The organism is Asticcacaulis sp. AC402 (assembly GCF_000495835.1).
Classification (GTDB): domain Bacteria; phylum Pseudomonadota; class Alphaproteobacteria; order Caulobacterales; family Caulobacteraceae; genus Asticcacaulis.
Window position 1 is genome coordinate 24,541 of record NZ_AWGC01000006.1, and the last position, 17,388, is coordinate 41,928.

The window sequence follows — 17,388 nt, forward strand, 5'->3', positions numbered from 1 at the left end:
CTATGCAACTCAGCGACAAACACCGCGCGCTTTTGGGCGATCTCATTTTCATGGAGCAGGCGGCCGACCGCTTCGCTGTGCTCAACCCCGCCACCGGAAAGCCGCTGGCCTACGTCCAGGCCCAGGGCGCCACTGAGACGCGCGCCGCCATCGGCGCCGCGACCGACGCCCTTGTGGCCTGGTCGCGCCGCCCGGCCAAGGAAAGATCGATCCTTCTCAAGAAGTGGAATGATCTTGTCCTGACCCATCTCGAAGAGATGGCGATACTGGTGACGCTGGAACAGGGCAGGGTGATCAGGGAAACGCGTGGCGAGGTTATCTACGGCGCCTCGTTTATCGAATGGTTTGCCGAAGAGGCCAAGCGCGCCTATGGCCGCACCATTCCGGCGACCCTGCCGGGCAAGCACCTGCAGACCATCCGCCAGCCGGTCGGGGTCTGCGCGGCCATCACGCCATGGAACTTTCCGATCTCGATGATCACCCGCAAGGTCGCGCCGGCCCTGGCCGCCGGTTGCACCGTGGTCATCAAACCCTCGGAGGAGACGCCGCTATCAGCCCTGGTACTGCTGGTCCTGGCCAAGCAGGCCGGCATTCCCGACGGTGTGATCTCGATGATCACCTCGGTCAGGGCGAGGGAGGTCGGCGAGGTCATGACGTCGGATCCGCGCGTCAAGAAGCTGAGCTTCACGGGCTCTACGCCGGTCGGCAAAGTGCTTTACGCCGCCTGTGCACCAACCATGAAGAAGGTGTCGATGGAGCTGGGCGGCAATGCGCCGTTCCTGGTTTTCGACGACGCCGATATCGATGCGGCGGTCGAAGGCGTTCTGGCGTCGAAATACCGCAATTCCGGCCAGACCTGCGTCTGCGCCAACCGTATCCTGGTCCAGGCCGGTATCTATGACCGGTTTGCGGCGGCGCTGGTCGCCAAGGTCAAGGCGATGCGGCTTGAGCCAGGCTGGCAGGAGGATGCGACGCTCGGGCCGCTGATCAACCAGAAGGCCATCGACAAGGTCCAGCACCTGGTCGACGCCGCCGTCGCCAAGGGTGCCAGGGTTGAAACCGGCGGCAAGGCGCACGACCTGTTCTATGAGGGAAGCGTTCTCACCGGTGTGACTCGCGATATGGAGATTTTCGACGTCGAGATCTTCGGACCCGTCGCGCCGTTGTTTAGGTTCGAAACCGAGGAGGAGGCCATTCAACTGGCCAATGACACGCCGTTCGGTCTGGCGGCCTATGCCTATACGCGCGACATCGGCCGCGCCATGCGGGTGGCGGCGCACCTCGACTACGGCATGGTCGGCATGAACGACGGGATTATCTCGACCGAGGTCACGCCTTTTGGCGGCGTCAAGGAGTCTGGCATTGGCCGGGAAGGCGCCATCGAAGGCATGGAGGAATACCTCAACATCAAATACATCTCCTACGGCGGACTGGGGGACATTTGACGTTATCTGATTTCATTTCGCAGCAACGCGAAGTATTTTTGCGGGCCCATCCGCAATCCAAAGCCTTGTCAGAAAAGGCTTCGGCGTGGCGCGGTGGCGTGCCCATGCATTGGATGCGTGACTGGGCAACACCATTTCCGATATTTGTGAAATTCGCCTCAGGCGCGAAATTGACCGATGTCGACGGTGTTACCTATGACGATTTTTGCCTGGGCGACACGCCGTCGATGTTCGGGCACGCCCGGTCCGAACTGGCCGCAGCGATAGCCGAACAAATGGCGCAAGGCGTCGGCTACATGCTGCCCATGCCTCTGACCAATGTGGTTGGCGATCTGTTGCGCGAACGCTTCGGCATGGACAAGTGGCAGGTAGCGACGACGGCGTCGGACGCCAATCGGGCGGTGATTCGCTGGTGTCGTGCCATTACCGGCCGCGACCAAATCCTGGTCTTCGACGGCTGTTATCATGGCATGGTCGAGGATTGTTTCGTCGCCCTTTATGACGGCGTGGCTGCCAACAAGAAGGGCCTGATTGGTCAGATTCATGACCAGACGCAAACCACGACGGTTATCCCGTTCAACGATCTGCCGGCACTGGAAGCGGCCCTCGCGACCGGCGATATTGCAGCCGTCCTGGCCGAGCCGGTCATGACCAACTGCGGCATGATCCGGCCCGACGCCGGGTATCTGGAGGCCCTGCGCGAGCTGTGCACGCGTCACGGCGCGTTGCTGGTGATGGACGAGACCCATACCCTCTCGTCGGCGCCAGGTGGGTACTGCCTGGTGCATGGCCTGAAGCCTGACATGTTCGTCGTCGGCAAGGCCATCGCTGGCGGTATTCCAGCGGCTGTCTGGGGCGTGACGCCTGAGGTGGGCGCGCGAATGGACGAAGCCCAGGCGCGGATTGGTCCCGGACAATCTGGCATTGGCACGACTTTGTCCGGCAACGCTCTCGTGATGCGGGCCATCCATACGGTGCTGACGCAGATCGCTACGCAGCCGGCCTATGATCACATGCTTTCCGGAGCTGAGTATCTTGTTGCCGGCCTGAATCGCGTGATTGCCGGACTGCCGTGGTGCACGGTTCATGTCGGCGCCCGGGTCGAGCTGGTTTTTGCACCCCAACCGCCGCGTAACGCCGAAGAGATGCGCCGCTTCCTGGATCACGATCTGCTGGACGCCTTTCATCTCTTTTTGATCAACCGCGGCGTGCTGATTGCGCCGTTCCACAATATGATGCTTATCTCGCCGCAGACCGAGACGGAAGGAATCGACCGGCTGGTCGATGCCGTCGACGCCTTTGCGCACCAATACAGGGAATTCTCATGAGCCTGCCACCGCACCCCATGGTAGCCACACCCGATGAAGCCAAGGCCTTCCTCGATGCCCATCCGCACATCGTCTATTTCGAGATCCTGTTCACCTCGATGACCGGCGTGCCGCGCGGCAAGCGCCTGCGCCGCCACGAACTGCTGCCAATTTATGAATATGGCCGCTTCCTGCCGGGCTCGATCCTGGTGGTCGACACTCTGGGGGCCGATTGCGAGGACACAGGGCTTGTCTGGGAAGACGGCGACGCCGACCGCGTGGCGCGGCCGGTGCCCGGCACCCTGGTGCCGGCGCCATGGCTGGGCGACGATGTCGGCCAGGTCATGCTCTCGCTGTACGAACTGGACGGCACGCCCAACGACCTCGATCCGCGCCATGTCCTGCAACGGGTGCTGGATCGCTATGCCGCCGACGGACTGACCCCGGTAGTGGCGTGCGAACTGGAATACTACCTGGTCGACATCGAGCGTGGCCGTGACGGCGAACTTTTACCGGCGACGAGCTTTACGACGGGCGAAACCCCCAAGGGCATCCAGGTCTATGGCCTGCCCGAGATCGAGGCCCACGGCGATTTCTTCCGCCAGTTATGGGAGACCGCCGATATCCAGAACATCCCGCTGGAAGGCGCGATCTCCGAATTCGCCCCCGGTCAGGTCGAACTGACCCTGAAGCATAAGCCCGATGCCTTAAGGGCCGCCGACGATGCGGTGATGTACAAGCGCCTGGCCAAGGGCGTCGCCCTGTCGCTGGGGATTGAGGCGACCTTCATGGCCAAGCCGTGGGCTGATCGGGCGGGGTCGGGCTTCCACGTCCATATCAGCGTCGCCGACAAGGACGGTAAGAACCTGTGCGCCGATGCCGATCCGCAGGGCTCGCCATTGCTGCTGAACATGATCGGTGGCATGAAGGACCACCTTGCCGACGTCATGGGGATACTGGCGCCCGGCGCCAACAGCTACAAGCGCTTCAAGGCCAACTCCTATGCACCCGTGGGCCTGACCTGGGGTGTCAATAACCGCACGGTGAGCTTGCGCGTCACGGCCGGCCCGGCCCATACCCGTCACGTCGAGCATCGCGTCGCCGGCGCCGATGGCAATCCATACCTGGTCCTGGCCGCGATCCTGGCCTGCGCCCACTACGGCATTTCCAAAAAGACCGATCCCGGCCCGGCCGTGGTCGGCAATGGTTATGCGGTGGCGGCGGAAACAGGGGCGACGCTGCCGACCAACTGGTTCGCCGCGGTCGATTATCTCGACAAGTCGGCGGTTCTGCGCGACTACCTCGGTAACCGCTTTGTCGACATGTATGTCAAGGTCAAGCGCACCGAACAGGCGCGCTTCTATGAGGAGATCACATCGCTCGACTACGACTGGTATCTGCGCAACGCATAAAGCACGCAAATGCGAGAAAATACATTTCGTCCGTGTTGTGATCACATTAAGGGATTGACAGGTTGTTAATCCCGTATTCCTCTGGCGTATCGTCTTAGGCGGATTTCGGCTACAGCTTCACAAGGAGACAGGTCCATGAGTGCCAACGGTTTCAACAAATCGCGTCGTTCGCTTCTGGCCGCCACAGGGGCTGCTGCCATAGGGATCAGCTTCGGCGGGCTGTCGGCCTGCAGTCAGGGTAAAAAGGCCGCTGCCGGCGCCGAAGAGCCCAAGCTGAACTTCTACAACTGGGACACCTACATCGCCGAGAACACCTTGGGCGACTTCGAAAAGGCGTCGGGCATCAAGGTCTCCATGACCAATTTCGCGACCAATGACGAATTGTTCGCCAAGATGAAGACCGGTAAAACAGGTTACGACGTCATCGTGCCGTCCAACGATTTCGTCACCCAGCTGGCGCAGGCCAACCTGCTGCTGCCGCTGGACAAGGCAAAGCTGCCGAACTTCAAGAACATCGATCCGGGCGTCATGAGCCCTGACTATGATCCGGACCGCAAATATTCCGTGCCCTATACCTGGCTGACCCTGGGGCTGGGCTACCGCAAGTCGAAGATGCCCAAGGGTTTCGTCCCGGACTCGTGGAAATATGTCTTCGACTCCGACATGTTCAAGGGGCGTATCGCGCTGCTGTCGGAATCGGGTGACCTGGTTCGTCTGGGCGCCAAATACCTGGGCTACAGCGTCAATGCGGTCACGCCCGAGGTCGTCGCCCAGGTCGAGGCCATGCTCAAGAAGCAGAAGCCCAATATCAAGGCCTTCCACAGCGACAATGGCCAGGACATGTTGATCGCCGGCGATGTCGACCTGGTAATCGAGTACAATGGCGACATGATGCAGGCGATTGCCGACGACAAGGACAAGGACTTGGCCTATATCGTGCCCAAGGAAGGCACGCAGTTGAATGCCGACTGCCTGTGTATCCCCGTCGACGCGCCGCGTCCTGACAACGCGCACAAGTTCCTCAACTACATCATGGAACCCCAGGTCGGCGCCCAGATCGCCGAGTTCATCGGCTATGCCACGCCGAATTTGGCAGCCAAAGCCCTGACTTCGCCCGAGTATCAGAACAATCCCAACATCTTCCCGCCGGCCGACGTGATGGCGAAATGTGAATATGCCGCGTTCCAGGGCGCCGAAAAGGCGCAACTGTACGATGCGGCCATGACCCGCGTGAAAGCCTGATAATCTGACCGGCGGCTCCCGAAACGGGGCCGCCGTTTTTGGAGGGGTTATGGAACAGAGCTGGCGTCAGGCCAAGAGTATGTTCGCCGCCATGTTGAGCGTACCGCTCTTCTGGTTGGTGGTGTTTTTCATGGTGCCGCTGGGCATCGTGTGGCTGTATTCCTTTGGCGAAAACCGGGGGCTGGTCGATATCGCCTTTACCGGTACCTGGTCGAACTATGCCCGGGCGCTGGAATGGGACAATCTGGCCATCTTCCTGAAATCCATCGGCATAGCCGCGATTACCACGGCACTTTGCCTGGTCATAGGCTTTCCGGTCGCGCTGGCCATCACTTTCGCACCCGAAAAGGTCAAGCCGTGGTTGCTTCTGCTGATCATGCTGCCGTTCTGGACCAATCTGCTGATCCGCACCTACGCCCTGATCGCGGTGTTGCGGGAGCAGGGCTACATCAATATGGGCTATCACTGGGGCTTTGACATCGTCAACGGCCTGACCGGTGGTGCCCTTGGAGAGTTTCACGCCCTGCCGCTGATGTACAACAATTTCGCCGTGGTTTTCGGCCTGGTCTTCGTCAACCTGCCGTTCATGATCCTGCCGCTCTATTCGACGCTGGATCGCCTCGATCGTTCGCTGCTGGAGGCGTCGCTGGACTTGGGGGCGGGGCACATCCGCACCCTGTTCAATGTCGTGGTGCCGATGGCCGGGGCTGGTATTGCTTCCGGCATTCTGATCACGTTCATTCCCGCCCTGGGCTCGTACCTGACGCCGGATCTGCTGGGCGGTGCAGATGCCCTGATGATCGCTAATGTCATCGAGGCCCAGTTCAAGCGGGCCAACAACTGGCCGTTTGGGGCGGCGCTGAGTTTCCTGCTGGTCTATATGACCTTTATCGCCATTGCCGTGCAGGGCCTTATCGAGCGTAAACCCGCGGGGAGCAGGTCATGACGGCATCGGTCAAAAAGACACCGCCGGCGCCGCTGGAATATTTCCGCCGTTGGCCTCTGCGTGCATGGATGGTCGTGGTCACGGTCTTCCTTTACGGACCGTTGCTAAGCCTGATGGTGTTCAGTTTTAACGACTCCAAGGCCAATGTGGTCTGGCGCGGCTTTACGCTGAAATACTATGAAAAGGCCTTCAACAATTCGAGCCTGATCGAGGCTTTTGGCAATTCGCTGACTATCGCCTTTTTCTCGACCCTAATCTCGGTCGTGGTAGGGGCCATGGCGGCGATCGTGCTGTGGCGTTTCCGCTTTGCCGGGAAAAGCCTGTTCAATGCCGGTCTGGCGATTCCCATCGTGGTGCCGGAAATTTGCATGGGCGTCGGCATGCTGGTCTTCTTCGCCAAGGTTATGCCGTGGCCTCAGGACCTGCCCTGGCCACTAAACCTGGGCGCCATCATTATCGCCCACGTTTCGTTCAGCTTTCCCTTCGTCGCTGTGGTTGTCCGCGCCAGGTTGGCCAGCTTTAACCGTGAACAGGAAGAAGCGGCCAAGGACTTGGGGGCGTCGGATTTCCGCGCGCTGATGGACGTGGTTGTTCCCCATGTCCAGCCATCGCTGATCGCCGGCGCACTTCTGGCCTTTACCTTATCGCTGGACGACTTCGTCATCACCTTCTTTACGGCGGGACCGGACACCGTGACCTTCCCGGTCAAGGTCTATTCGATGGTACGGTTCTCGGTGACGCCGGAAGTCAATGCCGCTTCGACCATTCTGATCGTTGTCACCGTTCTGCTGACTTTCCTCGCCCTTAAATTCCAGGGCTCAAGCGCCCTGACCGCCGGTCATGATGGCGGCGCAGCCGAGAAGAAATAAGGCCATGGCTAATCCAATTATCCAATTTGAGAATGTCTCCAAACGCTTCGGCAAGGTGTCAGCGGTCGACAACGTCACCCTGACCATCAACGAAGGCGAGTTCTTCTCGCTGCTGGGGCCATCGGGCTGCGGCAAGACAACGCTTTTGCGCATGCTGGCAGGTTTTGAGATGCCGACCGAAGGCCGGGTTCTGATCGACGGCAAGGATGTTTCGACCACGCCGCCCAACCAGCGCCCGGTCAATATGGTGTTCCAGTCCTATGCCGTCTTTCCGCATATGACCGTCCTCGATAATGTTGCCTATGGGCTGAAGATGGACGGCGTGCCGGGCGACGAACGCCGCCGCCGCGCCGAGGCGGCACTCGCTCTGGTCAAACTGGATGGCTACGGTCCCCGCAAGCCGGACCAGTTGTCGGGCGGTCAGCGCCAGCGCGTTGCCCTGGCGCGAGCCCTGGTCAAAAAGCCGCGCGTGCTGCTGCTGGACGAACCCCTGTCGGCCCTGGACGCCAAGCTGCGCGACCAGATGCGTACCGAACTGACGACCTTGCAGGAAAAAGTCGGAATCACCTTTATCATGGTCACCCACGACCAGGACGAGGCCCTGGCCATGGCGACACGTTGCGCCGTCATGAACCGCGGTATCCTGCAGCAGGTGGCGAGCCCGTCGGACCTGTACGAATTCCCCAATTCTCGCTTCGTTGCCGACTTCATCGGCAGCGTCAATATGTTCGAAGGGACACTGGACGTCGACGAGCCCGACCACGCGATCATTAACACCAAGGATGTCGGGCCGATCTACCTCGACCACGGTGTCACCGGTGGTACCGGCACGACCGTGTGGGCAGCTGTGCGGCCGGAAAAGATCGAGATTCACAAGCGCACCGACAAACCACCCAAGGTCGAAGATGCGCCCGAAGGCTACAATGTCATTGCCGGCACGGTGAAGCATCTCGTTTATCTCGGCAGCGAAACCATCTATGAGATCGAGATCAATGGTGGGGCCCTGGTCAAGGTAGTGCGACCCAACCTGACCCGCTGGGACCAGGAAGACTTCGCCCTCGATGAAAAGGTGTGGCTCTCGTTCCACGCCTGCTCGCCGGCGGTTTTGTTAAGTTAATGCTGGTGCGGCACTGGCAACCGGACGACGGTCCGGTCGCGGCTGAACTGATCCGGGCTATCCTGAACGATGAGTTCGATTTTCCTGTCACGCGCGCAGACGTCGATGACGTTGAATTCAATGCCTATGGTGAGGGTTTGTGGGTGGGCGACGACCATGGCCGAATTGTTGGTACGGTTGCCTTGTTGGTCTATGGCGACCGTCAGGGCGCTTTGCGGCGGATGTTCGTGGTCGCCGACCGGCGCGGCTCCGCCTTCGGTGTGGGCCAGGCGCTTATGGACAGATTGGTGGCAGAGGCGCGTTTGCGCAATCTGGAAGACATTATTCTGGGCACGGTAGCGAAATTTGACCGTGCACTCGGCTTTTACGCGAAAAATGGCTATGTCCAAATCCCCCATCATGCGGTACCGTGCGGGTTTCCGGTGATGCCGCCGGACGACATTTTTTATCGCCTGGACCTGAGCGCATGACGGACAAGCCTGTTATTGGCATCATGGCCTGCAACCGCATGGTGGGGGTGGAAAACGCCCACGCTGTGATGGAGCGCTATGTCCGCGCTGCCACCGACTATGGTAATTGCCATGCCTTGCTGATTCCACCGATCGGGCAGGGGGGCGCACGCGGTCTGACACGCCGCCTTGATGGCCTGATGCTGACGGGGTCGCCGTCCAACCTGCAACCGCACCTCTATGGCTCGGATTCGTGCGCCGGACCGTTTGACACCGGCCGTGACGCAGTGTCGTTGGCCATGATCGAATGCATGATCACAATCGGCAAGCCGGTGTTCGGGATTTGCCGTGGCTTCCAGGAAATCAATGTCGTTCTTGGGGGCACCCTGCGGACCGATGTTGGCTATGGCGGTAACGACATGATCGCCCACCACGCACCCGATGAAGTCTCTTTCGATGGCATGTTCGACCATGGCCATGAGGTTTCCCTGACATCGGGGGGCGTATTGCGCGCCGTCTTCGGCGCTGACCGTATCCGGGTTAATTCTGTTCATTATCAAGGTATTGATAAGTTGGGTGACGGGCTTTCCGTCGAAGCCCGATCCGATGATAAGCTGGTCGAGGCGTTCAGCGCCAATATCGGCGGCTGCCAGGTGCTGGCGGTGCAGTGGCATCCCGAATGGCAGGTCGAACGCTACCCGCAGAGTCAGACATTCTTTCGGCTGATGGGCAAGGCCCTGCGCGGCGAATCGATTGCCATGCCGGCCGAAGTACACGCATAATTGTGATCACAATATTTGACTTTGGCCAGTTTTTGCAACAGATTGGCCGCGATTTTCAGATGAGCGTGTCATGACCCTTCCCGTACAAAAGCCGATCCGCAACTACGACGTCGCCGAACTGCGCCGTCTCGACCTGGCGCATCATTTGCCCGCGCAGTCGGATTACAAGTTGCAACATGAACTGGGCGGATCGCGCATGATTACCCGCGCGGAGGGCTGCACCATTACCGATGCCGAGGGCAAGTCTCTGCTCGATGGTATGGCGGGGCTGTGGTGCGTCAATGTCGGCTACGGCCGCGATGAACTGGCGCGCGTCGCCTACGAGCAGATGCTGGAGCTGCCTTACTATAACACCTTCTTCAAGACCGCGACCCCGCCGCCGGTACGTCTGGCGGCCAAGATCGCCGAGAAGATGCAGGCCTCCAATCCGGCCCTGACCCACGTCTTTTTTAATTCTTCTGGCTCCGAAGCTAACGATACCATCTTCCGTCTGGTACGCCACTATTGGGCGGTGAAGGGCGAACCAAAGCGCAAGATCTTCATTTCGCGCAAGAACGCCTATCACGGTTCGACGGTTGCCAGCGCTTCGCTGGGCGGCATGACCTTCATGCACGAACAGGGTGACCTGCCGATTCCCGGTGTTGAACATGTGTTGCAACCTTACGCTTTTAACGAGGGCTTCGGTGAAGATCCGGACGCCTTCGCGACCCGAGTCGCCAATTCGATCGAGGAGCGCATCCTGAGTGTCGGTGCCGAAAATGTCGCCGCATTTATCGGTGAGCCCGTCCAGGGCGCCGGCGGCGTCATCATTCCGCCTGACAACTACTGGCCCAAGGTCGAGGCCATTTGCCGCAAATACGGCATTTTGTTGATCTGCGACGAAGTCATTTGCGGCTTTGGCCGTTTGGGTCACTGGTTCGGCCATCAACACTGGGGCATAAAGCCCGACCTGATCGCCATGGCCAAGGGCCTGTCCTCCGGTTATCTGCCGATTTCGGCGGTTGGCGTCTCGAAAGAGATCGTTGACGCTCTCGTCGAAAAGGGTGGCGATTTCGCCCATGGCTATACCTACAGTGGCCATCCAACCTGTTGCGCGGTGGCCCTGGCCAATATCGAGATCATCGAAAACGAGAACCTGATCGAGAGCACGCGAACCGTGACAGGACCTTATCTGGCGAAGGCCCTGGAACGGTTGACGGGGCATCCTCTGGTCGGCGAGGCGCGCTCGCTTGGGCTGATCGGCGCCGTCGAGATTGTCTCGGAGCCTGGTACAAACAAGCGTTTTACTGGCAAGGAAGGTACGGCCGGCCCAATCGTTCGCGACGTCTGCATCAAGAACGGTCTGATGGTGCGCGGTATCCGCGATAGCCTGGTCATGTGTCCGCCGCTGATCGTCACCGAGGCGGAGATTGACCGTATGATCGACATCATTCTGAAGTCCCTGAACGAGGGAGAGCCGGTTCTGCGAGCACTGTAGGCACTTGCATCGGCAGGGCCGACAGGTCATCTTGGGCTTATGAAAAACGAGATCAGTTGGCTGTTTATCGGCCTGTTCGCAGCCTTCGCCGCAACAGGTTTCGTCCTTGCTACGGGGCCGGATTTCGCGCCTCTGACCTTCATGTGTGTGCTGCTGGGCTGGGTTGTCAGCCTGTGCCTGCACGAATATGCCCATGCGGCAACCGCGTCGAGGTTCGGCGACTACACCGTGGCCGGCAGCGGCTATCTGACCCTGGATCCGCGGCACTATTTTCATGGCCCGACCTCGCTGATCCTGCCGGTCATCGCCCTGGCCCTGGGCGGAATTGCCCTGCCCGGTGGCGCGGTCATGATTCGGACAGACCTGGTCCGCAAGGCATGGCAGCATTCCGCCATCGCCCTGGCTGGACCGGCAGCGACTCTGGTCTGCGCCGTTCTTGTCTACATTGTGGCGCTTAGCCTGGCTGGCCTTCCGGAATTGTTCCAGGCCCTGATGGCGTTGTTTTTCTTCCTGCTCATGGCCTTCGTCCTCAATATGTTGCCGATCCCGGGTCTTGACGGTTTTGCCGCCATCAGCCCCTATCTTCCGGAATATGTACGCAGGGCAATCCCACCCAGGGCTGGCGTCGTGATCATGATTGGCCTGTTGCTGCTGGTGTTCTTTTTCGGCTACCGCATTATCATGCCGATCATGCTGGCCATAACGGGTTTCCTGGGGGTCGACATGACGACGGTGTCTTCCGGCCTTGAGCGCTTCCAATTCTGGAAAAGCGGGTCCTCGGCGCCATACGGTTAAGCGCGCCGCATTTATCGGGTCTAATACCTATCAACGAAAAGATTGACACATCGACAGTGGGTAGACCCCTCCGCCTCGAGCCTCGCCGGCAGGCAGCGCTGCGCCCTTTGGGCTCGCTTGCTCGGCACCTCCCCATCCCTTTGTATGGACCGGGGACATGCCTGACAGGTGTTCGGAGACATACCTGACAGTTTCATAGTGATCTTTTGGCGTTCGTCAGGTCAATGGAGATGATTTGTTTTGCTCCGAAACAGACGGAGTATAATACGGTGACGTGATAATATTTGCATAATTGTTTGGGATCTGTAGTATCAGCAACCCAGAGCGGAATGGCTTTCGGTAGAATCGCCATCTCGCCCTAGGTTATTGTTTTTTCACGCAATGTTTCCGAAAACGGGGACGTCCGTGCGGTGGCGTCCACTTTGCCGGATTGCGCTCCAGGTTTGCAGGAGGCGTCATGGCGCGGCGAGCGCGGATTACGGTCCCGGGTGTTCCACACCACGTCATGCAACGCGGCAATCGTCGCGAAGCGATTTTTTTTGAGGCTGGCGATCAGGAGATTTACCTTGATCTGCTGGCAGAACAGCTACGTCGCTGCGGCGTTGCCTGTTGGACCTATTGCCTGATGAAGGACCATGTCCACCTGATCCTTACGCCCTCGGACGAAACAGGTCTGTCGCGGGCGTTGGGAGAGGCGCATCGCCGCTATACCTCTTTCATCGGCAGCCGCAATCGCTGGACCGGCCACCTGTTTCAGGGCCGATTCAGTTCTGTCGCCATGGATGAAGACCATCTCCTGGCCGCCTTGCGATCTGTTGCCCTGAAGCCGGTCATGGCACAATTGGTCGGCTCGGCAGAAGACTGGCTGTGGTCAAGTGTCAGGGCTCACCTTGCAGGCAAAAGCACGAAGTATGTCGATGTGGAACCGGCACTGGACCGTGTCGGCGCCTTTGCCGACTTCCTTGGGGCAGCTGATGAGACTGACGACTTGTGGAATGCCGTCCTGAAGTCGGAAGTCACTGGCCGCCCGGTCGGTTCGCCCACCTGGCTCAGGGCACTGGAAGACAGGCTCGGTTACACGGTGACGCCGCAAAAACGCGGCCCGAAGCCAAAGGTGAAAACCAGCGACGGAGCGCGCGGCTCGCCACCTGTACCAAGGCCCAAAAGGACGAATTCCAAGCCTCATAAAAAATGACTCCTGGCATTCGCTTTTTTTAAGCTCAAACGCCGGACCAGCCCCCCCCCCGTGGCGCCTCGCATAAGCTCGGGCAGGCAGTCGCCCCTGCCAACCCCAGGCAAGTCAAGGTCATTGGGGAGGGGGATGTTGGTGATAACATAGGTTATAGCGTCGCTGCGGGCTGTGACTGCACGCTGCAGTGTCGTCAGCTTGTCACTTTGTGATGGTCAGTGTGTTATACCAACCCTCGAAGACCTTGACTCATCGCGGGTTGGCAAGCGCGACTGCGCGCCCGAGCTTTTGCGAGGAGCCACGCGGCGTTTGAGCTGAAAAAATGCGAATACCAAGGGTCATTCTGTATGAGGCTTGGTATTAGGCACAAGGGAGGACTCTCATGCATGGTTGGGTTTTGGGCTTGTTGGGGGTGATCGTCCTGGCGGCGCCTGCGCAGGCTGAGGTGACCGGCACAACATCGGATGCGTCCGGGAAGGTCGCGTATCGCGTCTACGGCGACCATGGACCGCGTATCGTTCTCTTGACCGGACTGGGGGACGACATGGAAGCGATGGCCCCGATCGCCAGGACGCTCGAGGCAGAATTTCGCGTTATACTGTACGACCGCGCCGGCTATGGCTCTACGCCGGTGGTCACCGGGCCGCATGACGCGTGGTCCGCCGGCAGGCAAATGACGGCCGTTCTCGACCATCTCGACATCCATGATCCGGTTCTTGTTGTGGGCCATTCTCTGGGTGGAACCTATGCCTACCATTACGCGGCGACTCAACCGCAACGCGTCGCCGGCGTCGTTTTGATCGATGCCCGGCCGCCAGGCTTCACCGAGGCCTGCTTGAAGCAAGCCTTGAAGAGCTGCCGCATTCCGCCTTTCCTCCAGGCCCTGTTGCCCGGTGGCGGGCGTGCTGAAGCCCGGGATGTCCAACGGGCGGAGGACCAGGCGGCAGAGGCCAGGTGTGCATCCGTGCCGGTCCTGGTCGTCGTGCGATCGACGGCCAGGCCGGACAAGACGGGATTTGAAGGCCTCTGGGGGGCTCAGCAGCAGCGACTTGCCGATCGCTGCCCGAACGCCCAACGCGTTGTCGCGCCCAAAGGCGGGCACTATGTCCATAATGACGCCCGCGCGTGGTTCCTCGATCAGGTCAGGACTTTTGCCCGCCAGGTGGAGGCATCCAGGCCATGATCTCAACGCGCGTCGCCAGCCTGTCAGCCTGGCTGTTCACCGGCCTTGGCGTTACTGTCATCGCCTTTCAACTGGCCCTGGCCGCTGGTATGCCTTGGGGACACCTCGCTATGGCGGGCGTCTACCCCGGCGTGTTCCCGATCGAAATGCGAATAGCTGCCGTCGCCCAGGCCGCCGTGTTTGGGTTGATGATCGCCATCGTACTTGGCCGGGCCGGCGTGATCGAGGTGCCAAGGGTTTTTCTGCGCCTGATCTGGGGCGTCATTGTTCTGATGGCGCTCAGTTTTGGGCTAAACCTGATAACGCCCAGTGCCGAAGAACGGCTATTGTGGGCGCCTGTTGCCTTCGGACTCCTTGTGAGTTCTCTCCTGGTGGCGCTGGCCCGTCGCTCGTAGTTGCCGGGAACAAACTGCCGTTGTTCTTGCAAGCCGCTGTTCAAAGTCGATCGCGCAGGGCGTAGTAGCTCAGGCCCGCCACCACGGCCGGCCAGCGCAACCTGCGGCCGCCGGGGAAGGCCGGGGTGGGCAGGCGGCTCAACAGGTCGATATCGCGGGCATCGCCGGTGATGGCGCGTGCCAGCAGCTTGCCGAAATAGGGCGCCAGAACGACGCCCTGGCCGCTGTAACCGGCGCTGACGAAGACATTGGGCGCCAGTTGCCGCACGAACGGCGCCCGGCTCATGGTGATGGCCAGGGTGCCACCCCAGCCATGGGTGATTTCGAGATCCGCCAGTTGTGGATAGATTTTCAGCATGTTGCGGCGGACGAAGGCCTTGATATCCTTGGGGAACCAGGGCGTATAGTTCTCACCGCCACCAAACAACAGCCGGTTGTCTGTCGTCCGGCGCCAGTAGTTGACAACAAAGCGCGAGTCGGCGGCGGCTTGACCATCCGGCAGGATGGGGGGCAGATCAGCCTTGTCCGGCAGCGGTGCGGTTACCAGGATGAAGTTGTTGATCGGCATGACCCGGGCGTCCACCTGTTCGCTCAGGCCTTCCATATAGCCGTTGCCGCAGAGCAAAAGACGTTTGGCCGTCACCGTGTGGCCGCCTGACAGAAACAGGCGTATGCCGTCACCGTGTGCCGCAAAGCGCAGGATACGGCTGTTCTCGTACAGTTTGGCGCCTTGGCCGGCGGCCGCAAGCGCCATGCCCAGGGCCAGTTTCAGTGGGTGGAGGTGCCCGCCGCCGCGGTCGAGCAGGCCGCCATGGTAGACATTGGTACCCAGTTCCTGGGACACCTGGCCCTGGCTCAGCAGGGACAACTGGTTGTAGCCATAGGCGCGGTGGACGAAGTCGGCATAGGCGTGGTCATCGGCAGCAAAACGCGGCTTGTGCCAGGCATGGATCAGGCCATGCCGGCGATCGCAGTCGATGCGGTGGTGGCGGATCAGGCCATCGAGATGGTCGCGGGCGTCCATCGCCATGTCCCAGAACTGGCGCGCCACGTCTGAACCGAACAGCTTGTCGAGCGCTTCGGGATCCATCCTTTGGCCGGTATGGATCTGCCCGCCGTTGCGTCCTGACGCACCCGATGCGATTCGTCCCCCCTCAAAAACGGCGCAGTCCACACCAAGGCGCGACAGTTCCAGGGCGGCGCCCAGACCAGTGTAGCCACCGCCGACAATCGCGACATCGGTTTCGACTTCGCCTTCGACGCAAGGATAGGTGGGCAGGTCGACCGTCTCGGCATACCATGACCCGGCAGGGTGACCGGTATTCAGCGTCATCACACGTTCAGCAGCAGGAATTCGCGTTCCCAGGGGCTTATGGTCTGCATGAAGGTCTCGTATTCAAAGAGCTTGACGCGCGAATAGGCGGTGACGAACTGCGGCCCGAGGATGTCGATCATCGGCTGGGCGCGTTCCAGCTTGATGATGGCCTGGACCAGAGAGTAGGGCAGGTCGCCTTGCGGCAAGGTCGACGCGTCATGGCCCACCGGATCTGCGGGCTTGAGCTTGTCGACCATGCCAAGATAACCCGAGGCCAGAACGGCGGCGATGGCCAGGTAGGGATTGGCGTCCGACGACGGGATGCGGTTTTCGAGGCGGCGGTTGGCCGGGTCGGCCGGCGGAACGCGCAGGCCGGCGGTGCGGTTGTCGTAGCCCCACTGGGTATTGACCGGCGCCCCCGAGCCCTTGGCGAGGCGGCGGTAGGAGTTGACATAGGGCGCTAGCAAGGCGGTGATGGCCGGCATGTATTTCTGCTGGCCGGCGATGAAGGAGAAGAAGGCTTCGGTCGGCTCGCCCGTAGCGGGATCGGAAAACAGGTTCTGGCCGGTCCTGGCGTCGACGATCGACTGGTGGATGTGCATGGCCGAGCCGGGCTCCTGGGCCATGGGCTTGGCCATGAAGGTGGCGTAGATGTCGTGCTCGAGCGCGGTTTCCTTGATCGTGCGCTTGAACATCAGCACCTGGTCGGCCAATTCCAGCGGATCGCCGTGGCGCAGGTTGATTTCCATCTGGGCGACGCCGGATTCGTGGATCAGGGTGTCGATCTCCAGGCCCTGGCTCTCGGAATATTCGTACATGTCCTCGAACAGGGCGTCGAACTCGTTGACCGCCGAGATCGAATAGCCCTGGCGGCCGGTTTCCGGCCTTCCCGAGCGTCCGATGGGGGGCTTCAGCGGATAGTCCGGGTCGACATTCTTTTCGACCAGGTAAAACTCGAGTTCCGGCGCGATGACCGGCTTCCAGCCCTTGGCCGTGTAATAGCTGAGGACGCGGCGCAGCACCTGGCGCGGGCTTTCCTCGACCGGCCGGCCGTCGGGATGGTAGGCGTCGTGGATGACCTGGGCCGTCGGGTCGTGGGCCCACGGCACGGCGGCCAGGGTGTTGAAATCGGGTTTCAGGAAGATGTCAGTGTCCGACTGAACCGTGCCGACCACGCCTTCCAGATCGGGGTAATCGCCGGTGATCGTCTGGTAGAAAACCGCCAGGGGCAGGTTCATGTAAGGCGCGCTGAGGAACTTTTTCGACGGCATGATCTTGCCGCGCGCCACACCCGCCAGATCAGGGATCATGCATTCGATCTCTTCGATGTTCTGGTTCATCAGCCAGCCCCGGGCCTCTTCCAGGTCACGGGCGCCGCGTTTGGCGAACGTCATCTTGTGGCGTTTGTTCTTGGATTTCATATAGCTGTCGTGCGACATTTTCATCTCGAGACTCAGGTGTGAAG

At 60.5% G+C, this 17,388-nt stretch carries 16 protein-coding genes; 14 read left to right on the forward strand and 2 right to left on the reverse strand.

Going from position 1 to position 17,388, the window contains the following annotated elements; all coding sequences use genetic code 11:
• Positions 1 to 2: 2 nt before the first annotated feature.
• The 14 genes from ABAC402_RS23650 (at position 3) to ABAC402_RS23715 (ending at position 14,608) form a co-directional block, all read left to right on the forward strand.
• On the forward strand, positions 3 to 1,445 hold the full coding sequence (locus ABAC402_RS23650; protein WP_023448131.1) for an NAD-dependent succinate-semialdehyde dehydrogenase: 1,443 nt from the start codon (positions 3 to 5) through the stop codon (positions 1,443 to 1,445).
• Positions 1,442 to 2,773 carry an aspartate aminotransferase family protein gene (locus ABAC402_RS23655; RefSeq protein WP_023448132.1) on the forward strand — a complete coding sequence of 444 codons (1,332 nt, stop codon included), beginning with the start codon at positions 1,442 to 1,444 and terminating at the stop codon, positions 2,771 to 2,773. Before ABAC402_RS23650 ends, ABAC402_RS23655 begins: the two co-directional genes overlap by 4 nt.
• A gap of 17 nt (positions 2,774 to 2,790) precedes the next feature.
• Positions 2,791 to 4,164, forward strand: a complete 1,374-nt coding sequence (locus tag ABAC402_RS23660; protein ID WP_040409800.1) for a glutamine synthetase family protein — start codon at positions 2,791 to 2,793, stop codon at positions 4,162 to 4,164.
• A 135-nt stretch (positions 4,165 to 4,299) separates the two neighbouring features.
• The gene (locus ABAC402_RS23665; protein ID WP_023448134.1) at positions 4,300 to 5,406 is read left to right on the forward strand and encodes a PotD/PotF family extracellular solute-binding protein; all 1,107 of its coding nucleotides are present in this window, start codon (positions 4,300 to 4,302) and stop codon (positions 5,404 to 5,406) included.
• A gap of 49 nt (positions 5,407 to 5,455) precedes the next feature.
• Positions 5,456 to 6,352, forward strand: a complete 897-nt coding sequence (locus ABAC402_RS23670; RefSeq protein WP_023448135.1) for an ABC transporter permease — start codon at positions 5,456 to 5,458, stop codon at positions 6,350 to 6,352.
• Complete coding sequence (locus ABAC402_RS23675) at positions 6,349 to 7,221, forward strand: ABC transporter permease (RefSeq protein ID WP_023448136.1); 873 nt, start codon at positions 6,349 to 6,351, stop codon at positions 7,219 to 7,221. Before ABAC402_RS23670 ends, ABAC402_RS23675 begins: the two co-directional genes overlap by 4 nt.
• 4 nt (positions 7,222 to 7,225) lie before the next feature.
• Positions 7,226 to 8,338: an ABC transporter ATP-binding protein gene (locus tag ABAC402_RS23680; protein ID WP_023448137.1), complete on the forward strand. Its 1,113-nt coding sequence runs from the start codon at positions 7,226 to 7,228 to the stop codon at positions 8,336 to 8,338.
• Complete coding sequence (locus ABAC402_RS23685; RefSeq protein ID WP_023448138.1) at positions 8,338 to 8,808, forward strand: GNAT family N-acetyltransferase; 471 nt, start codon at positions 8,338 to 8,340, stop codon at positions 8,806 to 8,808. Before ABAC402_RS23680 ends, ABAC402_RS23685 begins: the two co-directional genes overlap by 1 nt.
• Positions 8,805 to 9,569 carry a gamma-glutamyl-gamma-aminobutyrate hydrolase family protein gene (locus ABAC402_RS23690; RefSeq protein ID WP_023448139.1) on the forward strand — a complete coding sequence of 255 codons (765 nt, stop codon included), beginning with the start codon at positions 8,805 to 8,807 and terminating at the stop codon, positions 9,567 to 9,569. Before ABAC402_RS23685 ends, ABAC402_RS23690 begins: the two co-directional genes overlap by 4 nt.
• A gap of 70 nt (positions 9,570 to 9,639) precedes the next feature.
• Positions 9,640 to 11,046 carry an aspartate aminotransferase family protein gene (locus tag ABAC402_RS23695; protein WP_023448140.1) on the forward strand — a complete coding sequence of 469 codons (1,407 nt, stop codon included), beginning with the start codon at positions 9,640 to 9,642 and terminating at the stop codon, positions 11,044 to 11,046.
• A 39-nt stretch (positions 11,047 to 11,085) separates the two neighbouring features.
• Positions 11,086 to 11,841 carry a site-2 protease family protein gene (locus ABAC402_RS23700; protein ID WP_023448141.1) on the forward strand — a complete coding sequence of 252 codons (756 nt, stop codon included), beginning with the start codon at positions 11,086 to 11,088 and terminating at the stop codon, positions 11,839 to 11,841.
• Between the two features lie 457 nt (positions 11,842 to 12,298).
• Positions 12,299 to 13,036, forward strand: coding sequence for a transposase (locus ABAC402_RS23705; RefSeq protein ID WP_235079900.1), 738 nt, complete (start codon positions 12,299 to 12,301; stop codon positions 13,034 to 13,036).
• 376 nt (positions 13,037 to 13,412) lie between these two features.
• Positions 13,413 to 14,213, forward strand: coding sequence for an alpha/beta fold hydrolase (locus ABAC402_RS23710; RefSeq protein ID WP_023448143.1), 801 nt, complete (start codon positions 13,413 to 13,415; stop codon positions 14,211 to 14,213).
• Positions 14,210 to 14,608 carry a hypothetical protein gene (locus ABAC402_RS23715; RefSeq protein ID WP_023448144.1) on the forward strand — a complete coding sequence of 133 codons (399 nt, stop codon included), beginning with the start codon at positions 14,210 to 14,212 and terminating at the stop codon, positions 14,606 to 14,608. The genes ABAC402_RS23710 and ABAC402_RS23715 overlap by 4 nt, the downstream gene beginning before the upstream one ends.
• A 40-nt stretch (positions 14,609 to 14,648) precedes the next feature.
• Here the strand turns inward: ABAC402_RS23715 and ABAC402_RS23720 are convergent, their stop codons facing one another.
• Positions 14,649 to 15,941 (reverse strand): FAD-binding oxidoreductase, encoded by a 1,293-nt coding sequence (locus ABAC402_RS23720; RefSeq protein ID WP_023448145.1) that lies wholly within the window; start codon positions 15,939 to 15,941, stop codon positions 14,649 to 14,651.
• The gene (locus tag ABAC402_RS23725; protein WP_031235128.1) at positions 15,941 to 17,344 is read right to left on the reverse strand and encodes a glutamine synthetase family protein; all 1,404 of its coding nucleotides are present in this window, start codon (positions 17,342 to 17,344) and stop codon (positions 15,941 to 15,943) included. The genes ABAC402_RS23720 and ABAC402_RS23725 overlap by 1 nt, the downstream gene beginning before the upstream one ends.
• Positions 17,345 to 17,388 lie beyond the last annotated feature (44 nt).

Coding starts and splice junctions, on each gene's coding strand:
- ABAC402_RS23660 (WP_040409800.1), top strand. CDS start 2,791: ATGGTAGCCACACCCGATGAAGCCAAGGCCTTCCTCGATGCCCATCCG.
- ABAC402_RS23675 (WP_023448136.1), top strand. CDS start 6,349: ATGACGGCATCGGTCAAAAAGACACCGCCGGCGCCGCTGGAATATTTC.
- ABAC402_RS23665 (WP_023448134.1), top strand. CDS start 4,300: ATGAGTGCCAACGGTTTCAACAAATCGCGTCGTTCGCTTCTGGCCGCC.
- ABAC402_RS23650 (WP_023448131.1), top strand. CDS start 3: ATGCAACTCAGCGACAAACACCGCGCGCTTTTGGGCGATCTCATTTTC.
- ABAC402_RS23715 (WP_023448144.1), top strand. CDS start 14,210: ATGATCTCAACGCGCGTCGCCAGCCTGTCAGCCTGGCTGTTCACCGGC.
- ABAC402_RS23710 (WP_023448143.1), top strand. CDS start 13,413: ATGCATGGTTGGGTTTTGGGCTTGTTGGGGGTGATCGTCCTGGCGGCG.
- ABAC402_RS23680 (WP_023448137.1), top strand. CDS start 7,226: ATGGCTAATCCAATTATCCAATTTGAGAATGTCTCCAAACGCTTCGGC.
- ABAC402_RS23720 (WP_023448145.1), bottom strand. CDS start 15,941: ATGACGCTGAATACCGGTCACCCTGCCGGGTCATGGTATGCCGAGACG.
- ABAC402_RS23690 (WP_023448139.1), top strand. CDS start 8,805: ATGACGGACAAGCCTGTTATTGGCATCATGGCCTGCAACCGCATGGTG.
- ABAC402_RS23700 (WP_023448141.1), top strand. CDS start 11,086: ATGAAAAACGAGATCAGTTGGCTGTTTATCGGCCTGTTCGCAGCCTTC.
- ABAC402_RS23685 (WP_023448138.1), top strand. CDS start 8,338: ATGCTGGTGCGGCACTGGCAACCGGACGACGGTCCGGTCGCGGCTGAA.
- ABAC402_RS23725 (WP_031235128.1), bottom strand. CDS start 17,344: ATGAAATCCAAGAACAAACGCCACAAGATGACGTTCGCCAAACGCGGC.
- ABAC402_RS23670 (WP_023448135.1), top strand. CDS start 5,456: ATGGAACAGAGCTGGCGTCAGGCCAAGAGTATGTTCGCCGCCATGTTG.
- ABAC402_RS23695 (WP_023448140.1), top strand. CDS start 9,640: ATGACCCTTCCCGTACAAAAGCCGATCCGCAACTACGACGTCGCCGAA.
- ABAC402_RS23705 (WP_235079900.1), top strand. CDS start 12,299: ATGGCGCGGCGAGCGCGGATTACGGTCCCGGGTGTTCCACACCACGTC.